At 41.2% G+C, this 24,877-nt stretch carries 21 protein-coding genes and 1 tRNA gene; 20 read left to right on the forward strand and 2 right to left on the reverse strand.

Features of this window, described 5'->3' with window-relative positions:
• The first annotated feature begins 12 nt into the window (after window positions 1-12).
• From AC59IL_RS20660 to AC59IL_RS20725, 14 genes are all read left to right on the forward strand, one after another.
• Window positions 13-1,170 carry a T9SS type A sorting domain-containing protein gene (locus tag AC59IL_RS20660; RefSeq protein ID WP_496554092.1) on the forward strand — a complete coding sequence of 386 codons (1,158 nt, stop codon included), beginning with the start codon at window positions 13-15 and terminating at the stop codon, window positions 1,168-1,170.
• Window positions 1,171-1,620: 450 nt separating this feature from the next.
• Window positions 1,621-3,138, forward strand: coding sequence for a phage tail-like protein (locus AC59IL_RS20665; protein ID WP_496554093.1), 1,518 nt, complete (start codon window positions 1,621-1,623; stop codon window positions 3,136-3,138).
• A 41-nt stretch (window positions 3,139-3,179) separates the two neighbouring features.
• The gene (locus tag AC59IL_RS20670; protein ID WP_496554094.1) at window positions 3,180-4,595 is read left to right on the forward strand and encodes a phage tail-like protein; all 1,416 of its coding nucleotides are present in this window, start codon (window positions 3,180-3,182) and stop codon (window positions 4,593-4,595) included.
• Window positions 4,596-4,614: 19 nt separating this feature from the next.
• Window positions 4,615-5,739 carry a T9SS type A sorting domain-containing protein gene (locus AC59IL_RS20675; protein WP_496554095.1) on the forward strand — a complete coding sequence of 375 codons (1,125 nt, stop codon included), beginning with the start codon at window positions 4,615-4,617 and terminating at the stop codon, window positions 5,737-5,739.
• 120 nt (window positions 5,740-5,859) lie between these two features.
• Window positions 5,860-6,516: an alpha/beta hydrolase family protein gene (locus tag AC59IL_RS20680; protein ID WP_496554096.1), complete on the forward strand. Its 657-nt coding sequence runs from the start codon at window positions 5,860-5,862 to the stop codon at window positions 6,514-6,516.
• 222 nt (window positions 6,517-6,738) lie between these two features.
• Window positions 6,739-7,140 carry a response regulator gene (locus AC59IL_RS20685; protein WP_496554097.1) on the forward strand — a complete coding sequence of 134 codons (402 nt, stop codon included), beginning with the start codon at window positions 6,739-6,741 and terminating at the stop codon, window positions 7,138-7,140.
• 114 nt (window positions 7,141-7,254) lie between these two features.
• Complete coding sequence (locus AC59IL_RS20690; RefSeq protein ID WP_496554098.1) at window positions 7,255-9,462, forward strand: TonB-dependent receptor plug domain-containing protein; 2,208 nt, start codon at window positions 7,255-7,257, stop codon at window positions 9,460-9,462.
• A gap of 79 nt (window positions 9,463-9,541) precedes the next feature.
• Window positions 9,542-10,117, forward strand: a complete 576-nt coding sequence (locus AC59IL_RS20695; RefSeq protein WP_496554099.1) for a YfiR family protein — start codon at window positions 9,542-9,544, stop codon at window positions 10,115-10,117.
• A 2-nt stretch (window positions 10,118-10,119) separates the two neighbouring features.
• Window positions 10,120-11,565: a sensor histidine kinase gene (locus tag AC59IL_RS20700; RefSeq protein ID WP_496554100.1), complete on the forward strand. Its 1,446-nt coding sequence runs from the start codon at window positions 10,120-10,122 to the stop codon at window positions 11,563-11,565.
• Window positions 11,552-11,932 (forward strand): response regulator, encoded by a 381-nt coding sequence (locus AC59IL_RS20705; RefSeq protein ID WP_496554101.1) that lies wholly within the window; start codon window positions 11,552-11,554, stop codon window positions 11,930-11,932. Before AC59IL_RS20700 ends, AC59IL_RS20705 begins: the two co-directional genes overlap by 14 nt.
• Before the next feature lie 187 nt (window positions 11,933-12,119).
• Entirely contained in the window at window positions 12,120-14,273 is a 2,154-nt protein-coding gene (locus AC59IL_RS20710; RefSeq protein WP_496554102.1) for a tetratricopeptide repeat-containing sensor histidine kinase, read from the forward strand.
• The gene (locus tag AC59IL_RS20715) at window positions 14,266-15,006 is read left to right on the forward strand and encodes a LytR/AlgR family response regulator transcription factor (RefSeq protein ID WP_496554103.1); all 741 of its coding nucleotides are present in this window, start codon (window positions 14,266-14,268) and stop codon (window positions 15,004-15,006) included. Before AC59IL_RS20710 ends, AC59IL_RS20715 begins: the two co-directional genes overlap by 8 nt.
• A gap of 162 nt (window positions 15,007-15,168) precedes the next feature.
• Complete coding sequence (locus AC59IL_RS20720; RefSeq protein WP_496554104.1) at window positions 15,169-15,714, forward strand: hypothetical protein; 546 nt, start codon at window positions 15,169-15,171, stop codon at window positions 15,712-15,714.
• A 177-nt stretch (window positions 15,715-15,891) separates the two neighbouring features.
• Window positions 15,892-18,489 carry a phosphatidylglycerol lysyltransferase domain-containing protein gene (locus AC59IL_RS20725; RefSeq protein WP_496554105.1) on the forward strand — a complete coding sequence of 866 codons (2,598 nt, stop codon included), beginning with the start codon at window positions 15,892-15,894 and terminating at the stop codon, window positions 18,487-18,489.
• On the opposite strand, the gene AC59IL_RS20730 is transcribed toward AC59IL_RS20725, so the two are convergent.
• Together AC59IL_RS20730 and AC59IL_RS20735 are read right to left on the reverse strand one after the other, a co-directional pair.
• Window positions 18,463-19,128: a DUF998 domain-containing protein gene (locus AC59IL_RS20730; protein WP_496554106.1), complete on the reverse strand. Its 666-nt coding sequence runs from the start codon at window positions 19,126-19,128 to the stop codon at window positions 18,463-18,465. The two genes, AC59IL_RS20725 and AC59IL_RS20730, sit on opposite strands and share 27 nt — an antisense overlap.
• Window positions 19,129-19,224: 96 nt before the next feature.
• Window positions 19,225-19,635, reverse strand: coding sequence for an ester cyclase (locus AC59IL_RS20735; protein ID WP_496554107.1), 411 nt, complete (start codon window positions 19,633-19,635; stop codon window positions 19,225-19,227).
• A gap of 270 nt (window positions 19,636-19,905) precedes the next feature.
• Here AC59IL_RS20735 and AC59IL_RS20740 point away from each other — a divergent pair.
• The 6 genes from AC59IL_RS20740 to AC59IL_RS20765 all read left to right on the forward strand — a co-directional run bounded on the left by AC59IL_RS20740 (window position 19,906) and on the right by AC59IL_RS20765 (window position 24,721).
• Window positions 19,906-19,979: transfer RNA gene (locus tag AC59IL_RS20740), tRNA-Ala, on the forward strand.
• 130 nt (window positions 19,980-20,109) lie between these two features.
• Window positions 20,110-21,327: a tyrosine-type recombinase/integrase gene (locus AC59IL_RS20745; RefSeq protein ID WP_496554108.1), complete on the forward strand. Its 1,218-nt coding sequence runs from the start codon at window positions 20,110-20,112 to the stop codon at window positions 21,325-21,327.
• 77 nt (window positions 21,328-21,404) lie between these two features.
• Complete coding sequence (locus AC59IL_RS20750; RefSeq protein ID WP_496554109.1) at window positions 21,405-21,965, forward strand: S24 family peptidase; 561 nt, start codon at window positions 21,405-21,407, stop codon at window positions 21,963-21,965.
• Window positions 21,966-21,981: 16 nt separating this feature from the next.
• Window positions 21,982-22,179, forward strand: a complete 198-nt coding sequence (locus tag AC59IL_RS20755; RefSeq protein WP_496554110.1) for a hypothetical protein — start codon at window positions 21,982-21,984, stop codon at window positions 22,177-22,179.
• A gap of 170 nt (window positions 22,180-22,349) precedes the next feature.
• Window positions 22,350-22,805, forward strand: a complete 456-nt coding sequence (locus tag AC59IL_RS20760) for a JAB domain-containing protein (RefSeq protein ID WP_496554111.1) — start codon at window positions 22,350-22,352, stop codon at window positions 22,803-22,805.
• Between the two features lie 563 nt (window positions 22,806-23,368).
• Window positions 23,369-24,721, forward strand: a complete 1,353-nt coding sequence (locus AC59IL_RS20765) for a DUF3987 domain-containing protein (protein WP_496554112.1) — start codon at window positions 23,369-23,371, stop codon at window positions 24,719-24,721.
• The last annotated feature ends 156 nt before the right edge of the window (window positions 24,722-24,877 follow it).

Below are 24,877 nucleotides of genomic sequence, written 5' to 3' on the forward strand. Positions count from 1 at the left end.
AACCATTTATCAATGCATGCAATAATATACTCACCAATTATTTTTATAACCTTATTTACCGCCCTGCTGCCGTCCCGTTTGCCGGCGCAGGGCGTGTACACAGCCTCCGGCGCCAGTGTAGTCATGAATGGAAGTGTACACATGGTGTTAAACAATGCCGGGATTACCAATAACGGAAAATTTACAGCGGGCAACAGCACCGTTTGGTTAACAGGAAACGATATAACCCATGCCGGGTTCATTGGCGGCAGCAATGCCCCGACTTTTTACCGCATGGTTATTAACCGGCAATACGGCAATGTGCAAATGCAGCAAAATGTTTTTATTACCAATTCAATTCGTATGAGCGGCGGCAACCTGCTTTTAAATACATATAGTTTGAACCTGGGCGGGTCATCTTTTATAACCGGCGAAAGTGAACAATCGCATGTTACTTCGAATAACGGCGGATATGTGCAGGCAGTGAGAACATCAAAGTTTACGCCGGTAGCATTGAATCCCGGTAATATTGGTATCGACATCATTACTGCTGTTAACCCCGGCACACTCACTGTTGTAAGAAGTCATGAACGGCTAACATTGCCGAACGGAGAGCAAAGCATACAACGCAATTTTAGTATTCTTGCCACTAAAAACTACGATTTAAATGCTACGCTCCGCATTCATTATTTTGATGCAGAACTGGCCAGCGCCAATGAACAGAACCTTACAATTTATAAAGGTTCCGACCTTACCAGTGAGTATCTGTTGGCCGGCCGCGACAGTTTGGATACAATAAATAACGTAGTAGTAAAATCGGGGATCGACCGACTGACCCGCTTCACCCTCGGAAGCGACAGCCTTACAGTAGATCAACCCATACTGGTTACCAATCCGGTGGCCCGAAAAGCGGAATCACCCATACAAGCTTACAGCGAAGCATCAGACAAAATGCAGGTTTTCCCGGTTCCTGCTCATAATTATTGCATATTAACGATATACAGCGAGCGAAAAATAAAAAGTAATTGCTTTTTGTACGACGAAGTGGGTCATTTACTGCAAAGCAAAAAAGTGTTTCTGCTGGCCGGTAGCAATAGCATATCATGGGACATCAGCAGTTACCCGCCAGGCATTTATTTTCTTGTTTCGGATGTGGTAAAAATGAATAAGGTAAAGATCATAAAACAATAATAATATCCCTACGACTCTCCGGATTTTTATGTAGCTATGAAAAAAGGGGTTCCCGACCAGTCGGGGGCCTTTTGTTTTGAAACATTTATTTAGCGGTCGTTTTTCCTATATAAAAAGATTACTATTTAGTTTAAGCTTTACTGATGTGACCTGCTTTTTACTTTATAGCCTGTGTACCGGCGCAAATTAGTATGCGCTTCAATAACGCACATTCATCAACACACGCAACTGCCCAAAACAGCCTACAGCACTGAATTGTATAGCTTTTTTACTACTATTGCGCAACACTTTTAACCGCAGTTTATTGCTGTATACCCAAAGCAGGTTCTGACACAAATGTTTACTGAATGATCACCGGTTTGCAGGCGATGCACCCAACGTATTACTTCCAAACGAATAAGAAACGTTCAATCATTTTAACCACAAACAATAAAAATTGAATTCTTACTTATGAAAAAACATTTCGCATGCCTGCTGGCATTGGCGCTGGCACAGCATATGACACCCGTTATTGCCCAAAGCGTAGCCATCAATACCGATGGATCATTGCCCGACAGCAGCGCTATACTCGACGTTAAATCAGCTAACAAAGGAATACTCATTCCGCGCATGGGTTCTTCCGTAAGGGAATCAATCGTTGCTGCAAAAGGTTTGCTGGTATACGATACCACCACCAACTCATTTTGGTTTAATACCGGAACCGCCTGGCAAAACCTTACAGCAGGTTCCGGCGCCTGGTCACTTACCGGTAACAGCAGCACCAACAGCAGCAATTTTATTGGCACTACCGACCGGCAGCCATTAAGTATAAAAGTAAACAACGTGCTTTCGGGCATCATTGGCCTCGATTCTTCGATTACTTCATTGGGTTATTCAGCAGCTAGAACCGGCATATACAATACCGCCATGGGTACCTGGTCCCTTGGGACCAATACAACCGGATGGGGCAATACGGCTACCGGGTATTATTCCTTGTTGTTTAATAAAACCGGATCGGCTAATACAGCTACCGGAAAAGAAGCCCTCCGCTATAATGAAACAGGTGGCGGTAACGTAGCCAATGGAGCACAGTCGCTGGAATGGCACATAAACGGAAATTATAATACAGCCTGCGGGTATGAGTGCCTGGCACGGGATACAGGAGGAAGGTATAATACGGCAATGGGTAGTTTTTCATTATCCGCCAACAGCGAGTCGGGCAGCCATAACACGGCCATCGGGCATGCGTCAATGTACTCAGGCTTTGCCGGAAGTTACAATGCAGCCCTTGGGGATTCTTCAATGTATCTTAACATCTCCGGAACTTATAATACGGCTATTGGATCGAACTCACTGCGCGACAACATGTACGGACATTTCAATACTGCAATCGGAGCAAACGCGGGTCCCAATTCAGAAAACATTGTAAATGCCACCGCTATAGGATATGGAGCCAGAATTACTGCCTCGAACAAAGTTCGCATAGGCAACAGCGCTATTAACGTTATTGAAGGACAGGTACCGTTCACCACTCCCTCCGACGGACGTTTTAAGTTTAATGTACAGGAAGATGTAAAAGGACTTGAATTCATTACCCAACTGCGCCCCGTTACCTACCAGTTCGATGTAAAACGGTTCGATGCGCAACAGGCAGGCACTTCAGTTAACAACGACTTACAATGGACCTCTTATAACGAAGCCATTGACATGCGCCGCAGCGGTTTTATTGCCCAGGAAGTTGAAAAAGCAGCCATTGCATGCGGATACAACTTCAGTGGCATCATCAAACCCAAAACAGCCCAGGAACATTATGGCCTCAGCTACGAATCGTTTGTGGTGCCGCTGGTAAAAGCGGTGCAGGAGTTACAGGCAGAAAATAACGATCTCAGGAAAAAACTGATAGAGCAAAGCAATTCACAGAAAGAGCAAAACGAAAAACTGCAACAACAACTCGATGCATTAAAGCAGTTGTTCCTGCATGCCAAATAAAAATTATCAATTCCCTAATACCAATAATTTAAAAATCACTTATGAAAAAAATTCACGCATGTGCATTGGCATTGACATTAGTATTTTGTATACAATCGGCGTTTTCTCAAAACGTAGCCATCAATAACGATGGCTCATTGCCCGACAACAGCGCCATACTCGACATTAAATCGGGCAATAAAGGGATACTCATTCCTCGCATTAGTTCTTCAGTACGGCAGTCGATGAGTGTTTCAAAAGGATTACTGGTATACGACACTACTACCAATTCGTTCTGGTACCATACCGGTTCTGCCTGGCAAAACCTGGCAACCTCTTCAAACGCCTGGTCGTTAAATGGCAACAGCGGAATCGACAGCACCAACTTCATTGGTATTATAGAAAATAAGCCGCTTATTTTTAAAGTGGGCGCCACTCAAACGGGCCGTATCGAGTATGAAAATGCTAATACTATGTGGGGATATGCGGCCGGTTATTCCAATACTACCGGACATCTCATTACAGCGATAGGTCATTTTTCCCTGTCTAACAACACAACCGGAACTCTAAATGTGGCCGTGGGTAGTTATTCCATGAGTAACAACACAACAGGTGGCGCCAATACAGCCATCGGTCATCTTTCGCTGGGAGATAATACAACAGGGTCAAACAATACGGCCACCGGAATGGCAGCGCTTTATCATAGCGGTACAGGCAGCTTTAACGTTGCCAATGGCTCATCTGCCCTTAATTTTAATTCATCCGGAAACAACAATACTGCCTGCGGTGCAAATTCAATGGTATCCAATACTTCAGGAAACGATAATACAGCCGTAGGAGCGGGTGCTTTAAACAATAACGCCACAGGATCTATGAACACAGGCTTAGGATGTCAAACATTATGGGGAAACAAAAAAGGATCGAATAATACAGCGATTGGCTCTCTGGCAAACGTTAGTGATAGTATTACCAATGCTACTGCAATAGGTTATGCTGCCTATGCTAATGCATCTAACAAAGTTCGCATTGGCAACGCACTCGTTACGGTCATTGAAGGACAGGTGCCGTTCACTACCCCATCCGATGGTCGCTTTAAATTCAATGTACTGGAAGATGTAAAAGGGCTTTCGTTTATTAACCAACTCCGCCCGGTTACTTACCAGTTCGATGTAAAACGTTTTGATGCACAAAATGCATTTGCAACCACTAACAGGGATGCACAATTGGCCAACTATAACGAAGCTGTTATGCTGCGCCGCAGCGGTTTTATTGCCCAGGAAGTTGAAAAAGCAGCCATTGCATCCAATTACAACTTCAGTGGCATCATCAAACCCAAAACAGAACAGGAACACTATGGTCTCAGCTATGAATCATTTGTAGTACCGCTGGTGAAAGCGGTGCAGGAGTTAAGTAAACAGGTTATTGAACTGCAAAACCAGTTGAACGAATTAAAACAATCACAAACCCATTCAAAATAAGTTACAACCAATGAAACTTATGCATACAACAAAGAGTTGGCTACTATACACAGGCATTACGCTGTTACCTTCGGCGATTACAGCACAGGGAATTTATATTTCGAACGGCGCCCGGTTGGTTATGAATGGTGAGCCACAACTTGTATTGAACAATGCCGACTTTACCAATAACGGAACCTTCACCGCCGGCAACAGCACTACCTCGTTCGTTGGCGCCAGTACCGGTTTTGTTAATGGCAGCACATCTACTCAATTTTATAAAATGGTTATCAATAAACCGGGAGGTAATGTGCAGGTAAGCCAGAACCTGAGTGTTTACAATGTGTATATGAATTCAGGCAACATGTTCCTCGATGCGCACTACCTAAGCGTTAGTGGGAATATAATAGGCGAAAGCGAAACATCTTACATTACCTCCAATAATGGCGGGTACATATCGGTAGCCCGGTTACTGAGTTCGCCACCCGTTGCATTCAACCCGGCCAATATGGGTATTGAGATCACCAGTTCAATTAATCCCAGATTAATTATTGCCTATCGCCGACATACACCAATAACATTGCCCAACGGCATAAAAAGCATAAAGCGTGTATTTAATGTGATCGCCACAGGCGCCGGGTATAATGCCACGTTTCGCCTTCATTATTTAAATGCTGAACTGGCCGGCAACAATGAATCAATGCTTACCATATATAAAGATTCTGCCGACACATGGTTCAGGGTGGGTAGAGACAGCATTGATACTATTAATAACATAGTAACAAAAACGGGAATCGACAAGCTGGGTGGCAGCTTCACGCTCGGAACCGATGACAGCTTAAACGATCAACCCATACTGGTTACCAATCCGATAGCACGACAGGCCGTTAAACCCGTAAACACAAACGAAAATATATCAGAGAAAATGCAGGTATATCCGGTTCCTGCGCATGACTATTTCACAGTTACGGTTTCTCGTAATAAAAATCAATCCACCGAATTCCTTTTATTCGACGACATGGGTCACGTGCTGCAACGAAAGAAAGTATCGTTGTTGCATGGCAGCAACAACATCACCTGGAATATCAGCGGCTACCCGGCAGGCATTTATTACCTGTCAACAGGCAGCGAAAAGATGAAGAAAATTAAAATTGTAAAACAATAAAGAAAGTGTTTGCAGTTTAACCGGTGTTGGGTATAAGCCTCCCGATTCTTCGGGGGGCATTGTTGTTTATTTCAGAAACTATTTTATTAAGTAACTTTACGTTTCTATCACCTAATTAACATGAGCTCCAAATCTTTATCACTGCAGGTATCTGAATCCATTGGCAAAGTATCGGCCGAATTCATAGCACCCGACACCCCCAAATGCATCATTACCCTGGCCCATGGCGCGGGTGCCGGTATGAACCATTCTTTTATGGTAACGCTGGCAAATGCCCTGGCAGATGTCGATATTGCCACCCTGCGCTTTAATTTTCCTTTTACCGAAAATAAAAAAGGTCGGCCCGACACACCTGCCGTTGCACATCAAACCATTGAAGCAGCCATCAGTAAGGCGCAGGACTTATTTCCTTCGCTGCCTCTGTTCGTTGCGGGTAAATCATTCGGCGGACGAATGTCTTCACAATATTTAAGCACGCATCCCGAAGTAAAAGCTAGAGGGATTATTTTTTATGGTTTTCCCCTGCACCCTGCCGGTAAACCATCAACCGATCGTGCCGAACATTTAAAAGATGTAAAAGTGCCCATGTTATTTTTACAGGGTACAAAAGATACGCTGGCCACCTGGGACATGATCGAATCGGTTTGCGCATCACTCAAAAAAGCAAAACTGGTAAAGCTCGAAGGCGCCGATCACAGTTTTAAAGCCGGCAAAAAAGATATTACGAGTATGCTGGTACAGGCTACCAATGAGTGGGTGGGAAAGCATTCAAAATAATGTATTTACGAAAAAATAGTTTACCTTAGATAAACCTTATAACGTATCCGTTCCGGTTAAGCTCCTGATATTTATTCTTACCCAATTCGCATAGGATCTGATTAGCTGCAATTTTTTCGCTCAACAGGCAAAGGGCGACGTGTACATGCACGTGCGTACCTGATGCTTTTTGATAAAGTTTTCAGTAAACGTTACCGTTCTATAAACTTAAAATCAAAATGTATGAAACCTCCCGTAGAGCATATTCCGATCAATAAAATATTATTGGTTGATGACGATGCAGCAGCTAATTATTTATCCAAAGAACTACTTGAACAACTGCACGCAGCCCGTGAAATTGAAATTGCCGAAAACGGATTAAGCGCCTTCGAAATGATCAAACAAAAGAACTGTGCAGATATTATTTTCCTCGACATTAAAATGCCTGGCATGGATGGCTTTGATTTTCTGGAAGGACTGAAAAATCTTACGCTGTCGAAAAATGTAAAGATCATCATGCTTACCAGTTCGGTGCGACCCGAAGACAAGAAGAAAGCATTTACCTATAAATGTGTTGTTGATTATTTCGAAAAACCATTAACGCCCGAAAAAATACAAATGGTAGCAACTACATACCTCAATTAATGTCGTATATAAGTTTACGAATACCCCGAACCAGTTAGCAACCGGTGGTTGCCGGTTGTTAACTGGTTTTACAGCGGTTATTATTCAATGATCTCCGAAGAGAAATCTCGTAACATGAAAAAAATTGCTGTTATTGTCTGTTGCCTGCAGGTTATAGCCATTCAGTTATACAGTCAGAAGAAAGATTCTGTTTCATCACTGCTGCATTTGTCGATCGAAAGCCTGATGAATATTCCCATTTATTCGGCTACAAAGGCGCCCGAATCAACCTTTGAGGCGCCGCTTTCATCGTCGGTTGTAACAAAAGAGCAGATAAAACGATCCGGCTGTACTTCTATCATGGAAGCATTGCGATTGATACCTGGTGTTATCGTTCGCGAACAAACCAATGGCAATTATGATATTCACCTGCGGGGGCTCGACAATATTCCACCCAATTCGAGTTTGATCTTTTTTACCAGCTCCACTACCCTCGTAATGATCGACAACTATCCCGTATATAATTATTTACATGGCGGCACTTTTTGGGAAACGCTGCCTATAGATATAAATGATGTTGAAAAAATTGAAGTGGTGCGCGGTCCCTCTGCCGCTTTGTATGGACCCAATGCCGTATCGGGCCTGATTAACATCATTACCCGAAAACCGCAGAAAGATGGCCCTTATGCCGTTGCCAATGCATTTTACGGCAATTATCATTCATTGGTGGCCAATACATCGCTGGGGTATAATTTCAATAATAAAATAAGTGCTGTTATATCGGCCAACTTTCAAAACAGAAACCGAACCCAGTCATCGTACTATGATGATCTTACCAATACATATACCGTTCTTGATTCAGTAGCCGCGGTAAAAAACAATCCACGCGGAACCGCCAATATTAATGAGCGGTACCCACACCGCGACCTGGCTATGCGCAAATATGCAGTGAACGGTTTTATTGATTACAATCCCGGGAAAAAGGTACATCTGTCGGCCGCCTTTGGTGCACAGCATTCCGAAGTGCAGAAAGCATTTGGTGCCGATCCCTATGGCGCCGTTTTAACTACCGCCAAATCAGAAGCAAAGTATGTAAATTTTAAAAGCGATATTAATAATTGCCTGCTGCAGTTATCGTATCAGCGCGGAACGCAATACCCGGTATTGGGGGCAACCATCTGGCAATGGAACTACAATACCCTCGATGCCGTGCTTGAATACAAATTCAACAAAATAAAAAATCTCAGCATTACACCCGGCATCATGTATCGCCGGGCAGTATACGACGACAGCAAATTTGTGAACACAGCAATAAAAGAAGGATTCTGGAGCGGAAGAGCCGAGTCGATAACCCGGGCTGCATCTATACGGGCCGATTACAAATTATTAAATCAACGGCTCAGAATTTTTGCCGGCGGCCGGATAGATAATTTTAATTACCCCGATAAAAACTATTTATCGTACCAGCTGGCCGCTACTTATAAACTGAACGACAAAAACCTGGTACGCATAGTACATTCAAAAGCCAACAGAACGCCATTGATCATCGACCTGTTTTCGAACCTGAACCTTACCGGCCCCCTGAATGCCTCACAAACATACCTGCTTGAAGTAAGAGGAAACAAAAACATACAGCTGCTTACTTCGCAAATGCTGGAACTGGGCTACAGAAATCAGTTGAAAGAAAACCTGAAAATAGATATTGAACTATTCACAACAAAAACCAGCAACTTTTCATACACCATTTTTGAAAGCGGCACATTTAGCAACACCGAACCTGTTGGTTTTTACGGACTGCTTGACTTTACCAATATAACCGTATATGCAAAACAATGGGGCGGTACGCTTGCTGTAAATTACGTTACCGGTAATTGGCAGTTCAAACCATTTGTTACTGTGCAAAAAACAATGTTGTACGATTACAGCATTTACGCTAATTCGCCGGTTGCGCCACCTATTCCATCGAATAACTATAATGCTGCCCTTTACAATATTTATTCAGGTATGGGAACCAAAACGAACCATACAGCCACCCCTTCGTGTTACGGCGGAGCATTTATAAACCGTAAAATCGGTTCCAGACTAAACATCAGCCTTAACCCCTGGTTTTATAGCAGCCACACACAGTTACAAAGCAGCAACCTTACCTATAAAGATGGCCAAAGGGGTGTTGAAGATATTAAGGGAAAACTAATGCTGAATGCAGCGGTATCGTATACAGCCACAAAAAAAATAACTATAAATGTCGCTGGTAAAAATTGTTTCAACAACCAGTCAAGGGAGTTTTATAAAGCCGATTCACCATCATTTATGGTGTTCGGAGGAGCTAATTTCGAATGGTGACCCTATGCCATTAGCGGTAGAAAAGCCCGATCGTTCCTTAGCCTGTGCGTAAACATTCATTATCAGAAAGCAATAACCAATGAAAAATTACCATCACAATACATTCAGGCAAAAGCTAAAATTGTTTACCATTAATATGTATAAAACCGTACTGCTGTGCGTTTTGCTTTTTTGTTCATTTAGTCCGAAGCAGCAAAAAGACAAAGCAAGCGAATACAACCTGAAAGCGGCATTCATTTACAATTTCACAAAGTATGTTGAATGGAAAAGCGGATCAAACGACAATGAGTTTATTATTGGCATTATAGGCACCTCCCCTATTATTGAACCGCTTACGGATATTGTTAAAACCGAAACGGTCGACAATAAAAAAATAACGCTTAAACAGTTTGCCAAACCGGGCGACATCAGCTTTTGTCATATTTTGTTTATTTCACAAAACGCTGCCGCTTCGCTCGACGCTATTTTAGCTAAAATAGTCAGTAAGGGAACGTTGATCGTTAGCGAGCAGGATGGATATGCCGAGCAGGGAACCGCCTTCAACTTCGTTATTCTAAATAATAAGCTAAAATTTGAAGCAAACGTAAAAGCATTGAATACGGCAGGATTAACAGCAAGCTCACAATTATTAAAACTGGCCATTATTATAAAATAACCATGTTGGTATTTAACCGGTCGACCATAAAAAACAAACTGATCATCATTCAAACAACTACTGCGTTTATAGTGGTGCTCGTTTGCTGTGTTTTTTTTGTAGTAAATGACATCAGAACGTTTAAAGATGCAGCGCAACGACAATTATTTTCGCTGGCGCGCATAGTTGGCCAAAATGCAGTACCTACATTGGAATTTCTTGACCAGGACGCTGCTGCCCAGATTCTTTCCAAATTAAACAAAGAACCCGACATCATTGAAGCAGTGATACTTGATAAAAATGGGAAAATGTTTGCCCGGTATGTACATCCTCAGCACGAAAAAGACTCGCTGTTAATTGCTGAAAATAAAAACCCCGCCACTACCTCCTTTTTTGAAAAAAAATTAATGGTAAGCTATAAAATTAATCAGGAGAAAGATTTTTTAGGAGCTGTTGTATTACGGGCCGAATTAAACGAGTTGAATAAAATTATAAGCGGTTACATTACAGTAGCCGGCATTGTTGTATTTGCCGGCATTATAACCTCGCTCATTATATCGTTTTTTTTACAGCGCTCAATCACTCACCGGCTGTTAATGCTGGTTTCAAAATCAAAAGAAGTTGCCGAAACAGGTAATTATTCGCTACGCACCCGCGACAAAGGAAATGATGAAATAGGCATTTTGTCGAACAGCTTCAATACCATGCTTGAGCAAATTGAAAAAATGGACACATTTCTTAAAGAAACAAATCAGGCGTTAAAAAACTATTCGCGAAAGCTGGAGCACTCGAACAAAGAATTGGAAGAGTTTGCCTACATCAGCTCGCACGATATGAAATCGCCTGTAACCAGTTTACATGGCATGCTGAAACTGATGGAGCAGAAAGACGCCATCAAACCCGAGCACAGAAATTTGTTTGAAATGGCCAGCAATTCGGCCCGGCAAATGCAAAAAACGATCAATGCATTGAACGAGATCATTGCATTCAGAAAAACCTTAAAAATTGAACGGGAAAAAATTGATCTGTCCGAGGCGCTGGAAGAAGTTAAATTACGGATATACGAAATGATCGTATCCTCCGGCGCCGTTATCACCGCCGATTTTTCGGCCTGCCGGTACGTGCTTTATCCCACTGTTCATTTAAAAAGCATTTTTCAAAACCTGCTTACCAATGCCATCAAATATAAACAGAATGGGCACCCGCCTGTAATTGATATTACTTCATATATTGAAGACAGGTTTATTGTGCTGCAGGTAAAAGATAAGGGCATGGGTATCGACATGAAACGCTATAAAGATAAATTATACGGGCTGTTTCAGCGATTTCACACGAATATTGAAGGGATGGGAATCGGGCTGCATATGATTCATTCGATCATTGAATCGTATGGGGGAAAAATTTATATCGAAAGCGAAGTAAACCAGGGTACCACATTTAAAATATATTTAAGCAATGCACCAGTTTAATAAAGTTTTATTGGTAGATGACGACGCGGCTACCAATTTTCTGGCCGAACTGGCTATTAAAAATCTGGATATCGCCAAAGAAATTGAAGTGGCCAGCGACGGATTGGTAGCTTATGAGATGATCAAACAAACCACCTGTCCTGATATTATCTTTCTCGACATTCGCATGCCCCGCATGGATGGATTTGATTTTCTGGAATGCTTCAACACCATGAATGTTTGCAAAAATGTAAAGATCGTTGTACTTACCTCCTCCTCCCGGTTAGAAGATAAAAATAAAGCCTTCACTTATAAAGGAGTAGTTGCCTATTTTGAAAAGCCTTTGACCGAAGAAATGATACAGAAAATTGCCGCGACGCATTTTTGAAAGATGATTTATACCGGATACAGCACTTTGACATTTGATAATAAAAAAGATGAATTAAAGGCCATATGTTTTAATATCAGGTAAGCTGTCGTACCTTACTTACCAATTCCTGCCAATTACCCATCAAAACTGCAGCATACCCAATTTGTTTCAAAACGCCGTCCTGTAAATGGGAGCTTTATAAGCAATGAGCCGATCGAAAATCATATTGCTTTTGCTTGCCAGCTTTTTGTTATCCTCTATTTGCATATCCCAAAAAGAAACGATACAGGAGCAGAATGCGTTGCTTCGCCGCCAAAACCTGGCACAAAGAATAAGAATTGACAGTCTTAAAAAAGTGTTGCCTGCATTAAAAGATTCTGCAAGAGTTGATTGCCTCAACGCATTAAGCAGTAGATATATTTGGGTTAAAATAGATAGTGCCGGAATGCTTGCCGCACAGGCGCTAAAAGAGGCCGAAGCCATTCACTTTACTAATGGAATAATAAACTCCTGTAATAATCTGGCTTGGATAACCTGGTTACTGGCAGATGATTTTCCCGCCATGGAAATGTATTGCAAAAAAGCCATTGCATTGTTGCAGAAAACAAGTAACAAAGAACAACCTGGAAACTCTTGGTTTTTACTGGGATGTACATTGGAAACGCAGGGTAAATTTTCTTCGGCTGTAGAAGCTTTTACAAAAGCAGGAGAAGTCTTTATGATGAATGGCGACGAACTCAGCCTTGCAAATATGTATGCTTATATAGCAGATGTTGAGGAACATAGAGGATATTATGAGCAGTCGCTCGAATACTCTGAAAAATGGCTTAATATCGCCAAAAAATATAACGACGTTCGATACCTGGATATTTGGGCTACGCTCTATAAAAATATTGGTGATTACTCAACCTCGCTGAATTATTACCGGCAGGCAGCAGTTTATGCCCGGCAAGCACAACATATTGATGAACTGGCATATTTTACACAGGCTATAGGTGAGGTTTATTTTCTGCAGGAAAAATACGATTCCGCCAGGCACTATTATGACATTGCTGTAAGTTATTATCCCTACGATTATAAACTGTATTCACATTTGGGCGAACTTTCCCTTGCCCTGAAAAATTATGATACAGCCCTGATTTATTTGAATAAGGCTTTAAGCAATGCTCAAAAAGCCAGTAACCGTAACCTTGAAATGTGGGCATTATTAAGATTAGGCAGGGCTTATAAAGAAACAGGAAACCACAAAAAGGCGCTGCAAATTGCCCGGGAACTTTTACAAATAGCTAATGAAACGGGAGCCAGGCAATACATCAGGGATGCGCAATATTTATTATATCAGCTTTTTGTACAATCACAAAAGAAAGACAGCGCATTTTACTATCTGCAAAGGTATATTGCCCTAAAAGATACACTTGATAATGACCTATCTGCTCAAAAACTGGCTTTTTACAAAATAAAATCTGAAAAAGAAATAGATCTGGCAAGGATAAATTTATTAAACAAAGAAAAAAAGTTGCAACAACAGCAACTAAATCAAAACAGGCTGCAAAAAAAAATACTTATTTCCGGTATAGCTGCTTTGTGCCTGATAGGTGTTGCTGTTTTTAGAAACCTTATTTTAAAACGGAAAAATGAAAAACTGCGGCTGGAACATGACCTCGAATTACAACAATTAGAAAGTGAAAAAACAAAAGCTGAATTTCAACAACAGGCCACAGAACTCGAAATGCAGGCATTACGGGCACAAATGAACCCTCATTTTATTTTCAATTCGCTCAATTCCATTAATCGTTTCATTCTGCAAAACAACAAATTACAGGCATCTGCATATCTTATTAAATTTTCAAAACTGATAAGGCTGATCCTGAAAAATTCACAGAGTGCATTAATTACCCTTGAAAACGAACTGGAAGCCTTGCAATTATACCTTGAACTGGAAGTTATACGGTTTGATCAGCAATTTACATTCAACATTAAAACAAACCCCGAACTGGATGTTGCTGCGTTAAAAGTACCGCCGCTTATAATACAGCCTTATACTGAAAATGCCATCTGGCATGGATTAATGCATAAAGAAGAAAAAGGCCATCTTGAAATTGAATTGTTCGGGCAGGATGATATGTTATGTTGTAAAATCACCGATAATGGTATTGGCCGCATAAAAGCTGAAGAATTAAAAAGTCAGGTTGCCCCACAGTATAAGTCAATGGGCATGCGTATTACGGCCGACCGGATTGCCATGCTGCAGCAGAAAAAACAATTGGATAATTATATAAAAATTACAGACCTGGTACTTGCCGACGGAAGTGCTGGCGGCACGGAAGTACTATTGAAAATACCTGTGCTATATGATTAAAGCAATTTGTATAGACGATGAGGGACATTGTTTGGATACACTCAGCCTTTTGCTGAAGGATTATTGTCCGCAGGTGCAAATCATCGATCAATGCCGTTCGGCTAAAAAAGGTTTGGAAGCTATTGAAAAACTTAAACCCGACCTCATATTTCTGGATATTGAAATGCCGGCCATGAATGGATTTGAAATGCTGGAACAGTTTACCGAAATTCCGTTCGCTATTATCTTCACCACAAGTTATGATCAATATGCCATTAAAGCAATCCGCTTCAGTGCGTTGGACTATCTGCTGAAACCAATTGATCCGAAAGAATTAATTGTTGCTGTTCAAAAAGTACAGGTGCAAAAAAAACTTCCCTCAGCTGAACAATTCGAAATGCTACTGAAACAGGCAAATCATAAAGAAAGTAGCTTCCAAAAAATTGCCATTCCCACAGCAGAAGGGTTCGAGTTAATTCAAGCCGACCAGGTAGTGCGATGCGAAGCTGATGACAACTATACTCACTTTTTTATCAAAAATAAAAATAAGATTACAGCCTGCCGCACTTTAAAAGAAATGGAAGAGCAACTGGAACCATTTCCTTTCTTCATAAGGGTGCACCATTCCTGGATTGTAAACCTGAATGAAGTAACAAAATATATTCGTGGCGAAGGTGGTTATCTTGTTATGAGTGACGGCAGTACCGTTAGCGTATCCCGCAGTCGAAAAGAAGCCCTGATGAAATTTTTCTGATCAATCTCACACATTGGCAAATTATCCCTCCCCCCGCTTCGTTTTTGTTACCACTTACCCTGCATAATCGTCAACTGCTCAATGGCACTGGCAATGGGCTCCGAACTAATATAGTTTTGATACTGCATTCAACACCTAAAAGTTAATCTAAAATTTACAATCATGAAAAAAATAACCATTGCCGGTTTGGCAGTAATTTCATTAACGTGGATAACCAGCGCTGCACACACCCAACTCGCCAATAGCACAACGAAGTTCAATCCTGCAACTTTTTTCACAAATAACAATTCAGAAAAATTAAACGTAAAAAAAGAGGCAGCCAGGATGGTTCTTAGCAGCATTAATACAAAAGCTGAGAGAGATTTTAGCAAATCATATAAGAATGCGACCAAAATAATATGGTCTGGGTTAAATAACGGAGGTTCAATGGTTCATTTTTTCAGCGATGGTATTCAAACCAAAATATTCTATAACAAGGGTGGAAACCGCCTGGGCATGATCCGTTATTATACCGAAGACCTGTTACCGTTTGATGTAAGGGACCTGGTAAAATCGAATTATTATGACTTCAGCATTTTTTTGGTAGTTGAAGTGACTGTTCGCAATACAATTGCTTACCTGGTAAAAATTGAAGATAAAACCTGTTGTAAAACAATCAGGATCATGGATGGAGAAATGAGTGTGGTAGAAGATTTCGTAAAAATTTAAATTTAAAACAAGAAGGCACATATGCCGGTAGCAGCATGCAGCAGCGATCCCCACCCATCAGTCAGGCACTATTAACAACCCGTTTACACGCTCCCCGAATGAAAAAAGTTAAATTTCGTTACCGGAAGCATATAACCCGTTCAACGGTTTAACTTTACTTATTGCTAATTTAACTGTATGAAAAGCATTTTAACCAAATCAAGGTTTGGTTTGAAATCGTTCTCTCCCAAAACGCACTGGCGTGAAATAATTGCTTTGCTGATATTGCTGCTCGCCATTATTTTTTTCCGCAATGAACGAAGAGAGTTGCGTGCAATCATTCCGCAAATTCAACAGGCCAATATTTTCTGGCTGATATGCGGCTTTGCCGTTACCTTTCTTTACATCTTTTTACAGTCAGGGATCTACAGGCAAAGTTTTGCAGCCATTTCACTTCGTTTAAAATGGACCGATGCGATTGTTTTATATTTAAAACGGAATTTTATAAGTGTTTTTTTGCCGGCCGGTAGCATCAGTTCTTTAGCCTGGTCCCCCGCGCATATACGAAAACAAGGCTTTAACCAATCGCATGTTCACCAGGCAAGCGGTTTATTCGGCTTTGCCGGATTATTAACCGTATTAATAGGCGGATTTCCTGTTATCATCTATGCGGTGGTAAGTAACAGCCATTTCAGCAACGCCTGGCTGGCATTGCTGCTGCTTGCGCTACTAATCGCTATACTAATTGTGGCAGTTCGGTCGATCAGGAGCCGAAAAACGCTACATAACTGGATAGATAAAAGATTCCCCTCTTTCACACCCACACTGAACGAGTTATTTGCAGCCAATGTAAGTTTCAAAAAATTCGGCCATGCCGTATTATATTCCCTCGGTGTTGAATTAACCGGAGTTATTCACATTTACGTTGCGATGCTGGCCCTGGGTGTAACAGCTTCATTTGGTGTAGCTGCTATCGTTTACATTATTGCGGTGCTCATGATGGTAATATCGCCGTTCCTGCGCGGACTTGGCGCGGTTGAACTATCAATGGTATACGTATTACAACAATCGGGATATAATTCAGTAGATGCTTTATCAATAGCGATATTGTATCGCGTTTTTGAGTTTTGGCTGCCCCTGTTATGCGGTTTTGTAGCTTTTAGCTGGGAAGGAAGAAAAATATTTTTAAGGGCCGTACCCGTGTTACTGAGTTTTGGCCTCGGCATTGTTAATATTATATCGGTTGTTACACCCTCGATACACAGCCGGTCTAAAATATTGCGGGAGTACCTGCCTTTGACGATCATTCATGCCTCCCAACTTCTTATACTATTTATCGGTTTAGCCCTGTTGGTTACTTCAGCATTTTTATTCAAGGGATTGCGCAATGCCTGGCTGATAGCGCTTGCAATGTCGGTATTTTCATTGATCGGCCATTTGACAAAGGCGCTGGATTATGAAGAGGCTATTTTCTCGGCCATTACGGTTATTGTTCTTATTACAACCGTATCGCAATATCGTATTCGTAGCAGTAATCAATGGATGCGAACCGGTTTAAAAACAGCAATTGTTAGTTTCGGCGCCGTTGCTTTATTGGGTTTTATAAGTTTTTACTTCATCGATAAAAAGCATTTTGGTGTAGATTTCACCTGGCAGCAATCACTTTTGCATACCTTCAAAAGCTTTTTATTAACAGAAGACAGCTCCCTGCATCCGGTAACGAGGTTTGGTATTGAATTTATCAGGCTGATAAGAGCGTTAGGATTTTTTACCTGGGCTTTTTTATTATTTACATTGATAAAACCTTATTTAACCAAACATGAACTGAATGAAAATTACCGTGAAAGAGCAAAGTTTTTACTAAGCCAGTTCGGTAGTTCAACCGTAGATTATTTTAAAGTTTATAAAGACAAACTGTTCTTTTTTTCTGACATCCATGAAGCATTTATCGCATATCGCATTGCAGGCGGTTTTGCTATAGTGCTTGAAGAACCGGTGTGTGCCGAAGAAAATAAGGTGGCCGTTTTACAGGAGTTCGACAGTCATTGCCGGAAAATGGGTTTGAAGCCTGCCTTTTACCGGGTAGATGAAAACAGCATGCCCTGGTTCAACCAGTTAAAGAAGAAAAAGCTCATGATAGGTCAGGAGGCAATTCTGGAGATAAACAACTTTACCCTCGAAGGAAAAGAAAAAAAATCACTACGAAACGGACTGAACTACCTGCAGAAAAACGGATATACCACTATTTTCCACGCCGCTCCGCATGATAAAGATTTCATTGATAAATTAAGAAAGGTGTCTGACGAATGGCTGGCGACTTTTCATAAAAAGGAACTTATTTTTTCGCAGGGTATGTTTGATGAAAATGAATTGCAGCACCAGGATATTATCACGCTCAATGATGCAGCGCAAAACATCAAAGCTTTTTTAAATATTATTCCCGATTATGCTGAGGATGAATGCACGTATGACCTTATTCGTAAAACCCTTGATGCGCCCGGCGCAGCCATAGATGCGCTTATAATCAGGTTTATTGATTATGCCAGAGCGCATAAAAAACTCTACATGAACCTGGGGCTGGTTCCTATGTCGGGTATTTCACAGCCTGATAGTACGGCAGAACAAATTATTAAGCTGGCCGCAGCCAGGATCAAACGGTTTCAGCACTATGTGGGATTGAGAGAATTTAAAGAAAAATACACCCCACTATGGGAGAACAAATACCTGGTATATGATAGCGATTTTGATTTATTACAATTACCTGCTGCGTTAAATAATGTAATGAGACCGCGATGATTCGGCTTTAAAATGAACGATCACCATGTAAACCGACAAACTCACCAGCAACAAATAATAATCCAGCAGATAAATTCGCTGCCAAAGTCCTTTTACAGGCAATATTTTTTGCCTGGCCAGCAAAAACATAATTATAATAACCGGACCGCTAAATGCTACCAGCCTGATATACCCGTTCAGCTTTGGATAAACTTTTTTGGGAAATATTTTCAATAAAATAAACGGCACTACAACCAAAGCCCCATCGCCGATGGCGCTGAATACACTATGTAGTTTACCCGATAAGGTTAGTTCATGGCCATCATGGTCGTAGGGAAATAAGCCGGAACCAATTCCTTCACCCAATCCATAAATGGCGATCAGCCAAACTACCCAGGTTTGCCACACGCCATTTGCGAAAATATTTCTTTTCAACGCATACGCATAAATAACAAACAACAAACTGAAAACCACACTCCAGATTTTCATATAAATGGCAACAGGACTGGCAGAAACGCCCAGATAACTTTCAGATTGATTAATGAAGTCGTACCCCTTATAAAAATAACCTATAATAAAAGTAACTACAAAATCGCCCAGGCAGGCAGTGAAGCAACTTGCAGCAGCAAGCACAGTAAACGCAGAAGAGGTTGTTTTCACGTGATTGCGTTTTTGGTGGTAGTTTAACAAATCCAATATACGCAATCTTTCAGGTTTCAAATGCGAACATGCAAACAGGAAATATATGCGGAATATTTATACTTTTTCAAGAGGGGTAAGCACCTGCCCCAATTGCTGGTACATGTTCAGAAAATCATAATGGTTCCATGCTTCTGCAATTTTTCCATTTTCAATTCTCACCAGGCAAAGGCCGGCAAACTTCACCTGTTTGCCTGTTTCGGCATGTATTGCAGTAACCTCAGTATGGGCGCATTCCATATCGTCCTGCGAAATCACATCCAGTATGTCGATATGAATATTATGAAATTGTCCTTTGAAGTTGTTATAAAAAATTTTGAATCCTTCAACGCCCTTTGGGTCGTCTTCTGAAGTAATTCCATGAGCAAAACAATCGTGGGTTAACAATTCGTGAATCGATTGCTCCTGGTTTTGATTCCATACTTCATGAAACCAGCGAAAGCAGAGGGTTTTTGTTACATCGCGCATACGTTCAGATTTTAAGATTGTAAAAATTTGTACCTGTTCGGCAGTGGATATTGGAATGGGAGTACGAGGAGGGGTAAAGATTAAAATCAGGTTTACTATGTTACGCAGATTTTATGATAGAAAAGTGGGTGTTTTTCACGTATTTTTATTTTGTTGATCAGCCGGTGACCGCTATCTTTGCAGTCCTAAAATTGAAAACGGGGAATTAGCTCAGTTGGCTAGAGCGTCCCGCAGCAGTGCGGGAAGATCGCCGGTCAATAAATGAAATAAGGGGAATTAGCTCAGTTGGCTAGAGCGCTTGCATGGCATGCAAGAGGTCGTCGGTTCGACTCCGATATTCTCCACAAGCTTTAAAAAGCCTTGAAATTCTTTACAGATAAGAGTTTCAGGGCTTTTTCCATTTATGCACTTCACACCATGCCCGGCTGGCATGTAACCCAGAAATGACCCGTTCACCTTCAAATTGGGTATCAAATGGGTATCAAAAAATCCCCCAGGGGCGAGATAAATATCGAGAACTTCAGAGGTAGAATCAGGATACGATGGAGGCATGCGGGCGAAAGGTATTCATTTAGCCTCCCATACGCCTACCTACCTGAAAATTTACATCACGCAACGGTTAAGGTTGCCGAGATCAAGTTGGATATAATGAAAAGCAGCTTTGACCCATCATTGGCAAAGTATAAGCCACCGCCCGGTAAGCAAATGCCCCAAACGGATAAAGATAATATTGAACTACCGGTAACGAAAAAAATTGAACAGCTTCTCTTGCTTGGACAACTTGTTCCAAAATTTAATGACTGGGGCAAAAACATCAGGAATGTAGATGTTGACAATTCCATTGACTACCTATACGTACGCCGGTTATTAGAAAAATGGGCAGCCATACCCGTATCTCAATTGGCTGTTATGCTCAACAATGAAAAATGGGCTGTTACAACCTATAACCGGCGGCTTACTTGTCTTGACAAGTTCCTTTCCTGGCTTTTAGATTACGGAGAGATTCAGGGAAACCCGTTAAAAAGCATAAGCAAAAAACGCAGCAAAGGAAAGAAGAAGAACCCCAAGAGAAAACCACTGGAAACAAATGAGATCGCTGCATTTCTACATGCTATTCAGGAAAACGTTTACTGCCCGCCTTCATCAAGTGTTAAGCATTCCTATTATTACCCTTTCTTAGCTTTTATATTTAGTACAGGCGTTCGTAATGCAGAAGCTGTGGGGCTGCGAATACGGCATGTTGATCTTGTAAACAGAAAGGTTGAAATATCTGAAGCTTTTGCCCGTACTGTAAAAGGCACAAACCATGCTGCGCGAATCCAAAAAGGCACCAAGATGGAGAATGTACGGTACCTGCCATTGACCGATGAACTGCTTTCCCTGCTGGAGAGACAGATAAAAGATAAGCAGCCCAATGATTTTGTATTCCCCTCTCCACGCGGGTTATCAATTGATGACTGCATGCTACAAAAGAGAATTATTAAGCCGGTGTTGAAAAAACTGGGTTTTGACGAGAGAGACTTGTATGCCGCCCGGCACAGCTTTGGCACACGCGCCGTACAACAGGGAATGCCGATAACCGATGTGGCGTACCTAATGGGGCATAGCACCATTGAAACAACTATACGCAACTACATAAGCGTTTCAAAACCTGCTGTAAAACTTCCTTCTATTAACGGAAATGGCAATTAGCTATCGATGAATTGCCCACTTTATAATCGATCTATTCTTTAAATGTTTTCGCTTTTAAAATCATTAAAACAACAGCCATGGAATCACTTCAGGAAAAAATAAAAAAAGTAATGCGTCTAACAGGTATGCGTATTTTAGATATAGCTATAGCAACCAAACTTCCTGTTGATGCAATGTATAAGTGGAAAACAGGAACAATACCCCGCAATCCGGAGCAATATAACAGGTTGGTAAATTACCTGGATGAGGTATTGAATGGTACATCTCCTGAAGATGCAGGTTATGCCCCGGTTTATCAGGAACGCAGATTAATCACCGATGGTTTATCCCTTCTTTTAGGCCGGGTTGACAAGGTGATTGAGATAACAGAAGATAGTATGCTGCCGACATTCAAACACGGAGCACTTGTTGCCGTTTCCGGTTTATCAAACCCGAGGCTTTTAAACTGGTCAGGGTATTATTACATAGTTGATAAGAATGGTGTAGGCATCGTTCGAAAAGTATACGCTGGTGAAAATGAAAACAGCATTCAACTACTATCCGGCAATTCTGATCAGGTAAAGTACCCGCCCATTGTTAGAGAGTGGGAAGCAATTGAAGCTATATACACGGTAAAGGCTGTAATTCAAAAACTATAACTAAAACTTATCCATTATGAAACTTAGCCAAAAGGCATTAAAGGCCATTAATACACCGGCTATCCGACGTTTATTAATGGATGTATTAGGATGTACCGAATTTAGTATTGCCCGATACATTCAAAAGAACAGTGATAATCTCACCAAAGCAGCAGCATTGCAGGTTATCAGGAAAGCAACCGGATTGACTGATGCTGAAATATTGGAAGAGTGATTTAGGCTGCCAACAAAATGGTGTGAAGCGCAATACTAAAAATTTATATCAACGATGTAGTATTGTTGTTGTTGTGTGTAAAACCCTGCTGGTTCTCTACCGGTGGGGTTCATTTTTTTATGACGAACAGAAACTGATTTTATTAACAAGAGTAAATACCCTATTTGTATATGAAACAGAAACTATTAATCGCTACAGAAATAGAGCTTGTATATAAAACAAAAGTAAAACCATCTGACAGGCTGAAGATGGAAGGAGTTACCGATACATATAATTTTCTTTTAAAGACGTGGGATAAAAACAAACTCGAATTGCAAGAACAATTTAAGGTGCTTCTGTTAAACCGGGCGCATCATGTATTAGGAATTTATAATTTGTCATTAGGGGGTGTAACAGGCGTAGTAGCCGACCCCAAATTAATATTTGCGGCTGCACTTAAAACTAATGCATCTTCAATCATATTGGCGCATAACCACCCCTCCGGCGATTTATGCCCAAGCAGGGCAGACGAAGATTTAACAAGAAAAATATCACAGGCCGGTAGGGTGCTTGATATTATAGTTCTCGATCACATCATAATTGCGAAACATGACTATTACTCCTTTGCAGATCACGGGTTGATGTAAGCTGGAAATCAAAGCTCTGATTTGGCTTTGCTCAAGCAATGTTTTTGCACAGGCTCCCAGGGGGCAGATGAAGGTCAGGTGCTTTTAAGGCAGCCGAATACACGAAAATCAACAGGAGCTATAAACCGGCACCGCTACAAATGTCGATAATATTATGAGCGATTTGGGAGCTTACACCGGCCAGGTTGCATGAGAAGCTACCAAACATATTGTAATAAAAAATATATTTTGGCTCTTATCTCATGAAACGCCATGTAAACGGGCGTTTTTAGTTAAATGCGTTGGGGCGTTCCTGATTGCTTTTAATCCGTACCCTGATTTTATTTTGAAAAGTTATTTAGTTTTGTTTCAACAATCCGATTTAAAGGGTTGTTATACTAAAAATTATCTACTGCCGGTAATACAAATCCGGCTCCAACCTGTACAGAACGTGTTCTGGGTTGATTGCGATAAACTAAGCTATTTAAGTATTGGTAAAAATTGTGAAAGGGATGTGATGTGAGTGGAAAGTGCCACTTGGATGTGGCAATAACAATTTTTTAAAATATTTTAAAAAGTAAGTTATGGCAATAGCCGATACTTCACAAAAACAGGAAGGCAATGAACCGCACTTCCGCATTTCCGCACTGCCGGAATTATTACGTAAAGGAACGGAGCAATTCAAAACAGAAGAGGAACAGGTTCTATTTGCATTAAGCACTATTACCGTTACCAGTGGCTTACTAACGAAAGTAAGCGGCGTATACGACCAAAAAAGGGTCTATCCCAACCTGTTTTTATTTGTGATTGCCCCTCCGGCATCTGGAAAATCAGTTATGCTATATTCAAAGCTGCTGGTTAAAAAGATACATGAAACAATCTTTGATGCATCTAAAAAGGCTAAACAGGAGTATGAAAGAACGGTAAAGCAGTTGAGAAAAACCGGCAATGAACCACCACCGTTGCCGCCGTTTCAGGTGGTGTTAATACCAGCAAACTGTTCGGGCAGTAAGTTAATCAAGCATCTTGCAGATAATCAGAAAGAAGATCGCCCATCTATCCTGATAGAATCTGAGATAGATACCTTGACCATTGCTAACAGCAATGAGTGGGGGAATTTTTCGGATATTCTACGTAAGGTTTTTCAGAATGAGGCTGTGAGCATAAGCAGACGGAGGGACAATGAGTATTTTGAGGTAAGTTGCCCGAAACTGGCAATGGCCTTGTCGGGAACAATGGACCAGATAAAAAAGCTGATTAATAACGTTGAAGATGGCCTGTATAGTCGCTTTTTGGTTCACTTGCTAACAGGCAATAGCAAATGGAGAGATGTTAGTCCTTGTCATGGGTGCAACAACCTGAGCGATTTCTTCGAAAAGCAGGCCGATGAATACTTTGAATTTTATGAGTATATTTCAAAGACTCCATTCGAGATGAAGTTGAGCACCGAACAGTGGAAAATTCACCATGAGGTATTTGAAGGGCATCATTCAGAAGCAGCTGCATTTGGTGACCCAAGCAATATCGGGTTAATCAGAAGGCATGGCTTAATGGTATTTAAAATTGGCATGATATTAACCGCTCTCCGAAAGTATGAGGAAAAAAACGAGGCGGATATTATAGAATGTAGGCGGGAAGATTTTGAATTGGCAATGGATTTATCCGCCCGTTCATTGGAGAACAGTATTGAGTTGATCTCCCAGTTCCCTGGGGGTGGAAAAAGGATTCAAAATCATAGAGAGGAGTTTGTCAAGAAGCTTCCGGATGAATTTGAGACTAATGAAGCCATCGCCATACTAACTACCGGTGAAGGAGCGCCTAAAAGGCGTGCTGTTGAGGGTTGGCTAACAGCATGGGTGGCAAAAGGGCTACTTCTTCGAATTGGACAAGGAAAATATACGAAGGTTGCGGATTGCGGAATGCGGAAAGATGAATAACATTGTGATAGATAAAAGGCAGGAGTGGCAGCAATGCCACTTTTGCTTTATATATATGTCAGAGGCAGCCACCCGTTACATGTTGTTTTAATGAATTATGTACGCTTTGCTATATGGCCGGTTATATAGTAAATATAATGGCATTAAACCCGGTAC

The organism is Niastella sp. sgz303648, from assembly GCF_059587045.1.

Excerpts from the sequence above, each read along its gene's own strand:
- AC59IL_RS20660 (WP_496554092.1), top strand. The coding sequence starts at position 13 with ATGCATGCAATAATATACTCACCAATTATTTTTATAACCTTATTTACC.
- AC59IL_RS20665 (WP_496554093.1), top strand. The coding sequence starts at position 1,621 with ATGAAAAAACATTTCGCATGCCTGCTGGCATTGGCGCTGGCACAGCAT.
- AC59IL_RS20670 (WP_496554094.1), top strand. The coding sequence starts at position 3,180 with ATGAAAAAAATTCACGCATGTGCATTGGCATTGACATTAGTATTTTGT.
- AC59IL_RS20675 (WP_496554095.1), top strand. The coding sequence starts at position 4,615 with ATGCATACAACAAAGAGTTGGCTACTATACACAGGCATTACGCTGTTA.
- AC59IL_RS20680 (WP_496554096.1), top strand. The coding sequence starts at position 5,860 with ATGAGCTCCAAATCTTTATCACTGCAGGTATCTGAATCCATTGGCAAA.
- AC59IL_RS20685 (WP_496554097.1), top strand. The coding sequence starts at position 6,739 with ATGAAACCTCCCGTAGAGCATATTCCGATCAATAAAATATTATTGGTT.
- AC59IL_RS20690 (WP_496554098.1), top strand. The coding sequence starts at position 7,255 with ATGAAAAAAATTGCTGTTATTGTCTGTTGCCTGCAGGTTATAGCCATT.
- AC59IL_RS20695 (WP_496554099.1), top strand. The coding sequence starts at position 9,542 with ATGAAAAATTACCATCACAATACATTCAGGCAAAAGCTAAAATTGTTT.
- AC59IL_RS20700 (WP_496554100.1), top strand. The coding sequence starts at position 10,120 with ATGTTGGTATTTAACCGGTCGACCATAAAAAACAAACTGATCATCATT.
- AC59IL_RS20705 (WP_496554101.1), top strand. The coding sequence starts at position 11,552 with ATGCACCAGTTTAATAAAGTTTTATTGGTAGATGACGACGCGGCTACC.
- AC59IL_RS20710 (WP_496554102.1), top strand. The coding sequence starts at position 12,120 with ATGAGCCGATCGAAAATCATATTGCTTTTGCTTGCCAGCTTTTTGTTA.
- AC59IL_RS20715 (WP_496554103.1), top strand. The coding sequence starts at position 14,266 with ATGATTAAAGCAATTTGTATAGACGATGAGGGACATTGTTTGGATACA.
- AC59IL_RS20720 (WP_496554104.1), top strand. The coding sequence starts at position 15,169 with ATGAAAAAAATAACCATTGCCGGTTTGGCAGTAATTTCATTAACGTGG.
- AC59IL_RS20725 (WP_496554105.1), top strand. The coding sequence starts at position 15,892 with ATGAAAAGCATTTTAACCAAATCAAGGTTTGGTTTGAAATCGTTCTCT.
- AC59IL_RS20735 (WP_496554107.1), bottom strand. The coding sequence starts at position 19,635 with ATGCGCGATGTAACAAAAACCCTCTGCTTTCGCTGGTTTCATGAAGTA.
- AC59IL_RS20745 (WP_496554108.1), top strand. The coding sequence starts at position 20,110 with ATGGGTATCAAAAAATCCCCCAGGGGCGAGATAAATATCGAGAACTTC.
- AC59IL_RS20750 (WP_496554109.1), top strand. The coding sequence starts at position 21,405 with ATGGAATCACTTCAGGAAAAAATAAAAAAAGTAATGCGTCTAACAGGT.
- AC59IL_RS20755 (WP_496554110.1), top strand. The coding sequence starts at position 21,982 with ATGAAACTTAGCCAAAAGGCATTAAAGGCCATTAATACACCGGCTATC.
- AC59IL_RS20760 (WP_496554111.1), top strand. The coding sequence starts at position 22,350 with ATGAAACAGAAACTATTAATCGCTACAGAAATAGAGCTTGTATATAAA.
- AC59IL_RS20765 (WP_496554112.1), top strand. The coding sequence starts at position 23,369 with ATGGCAATAGCCGATACTTCACAAAAACAGGAAGGCAATGAACCGCAC.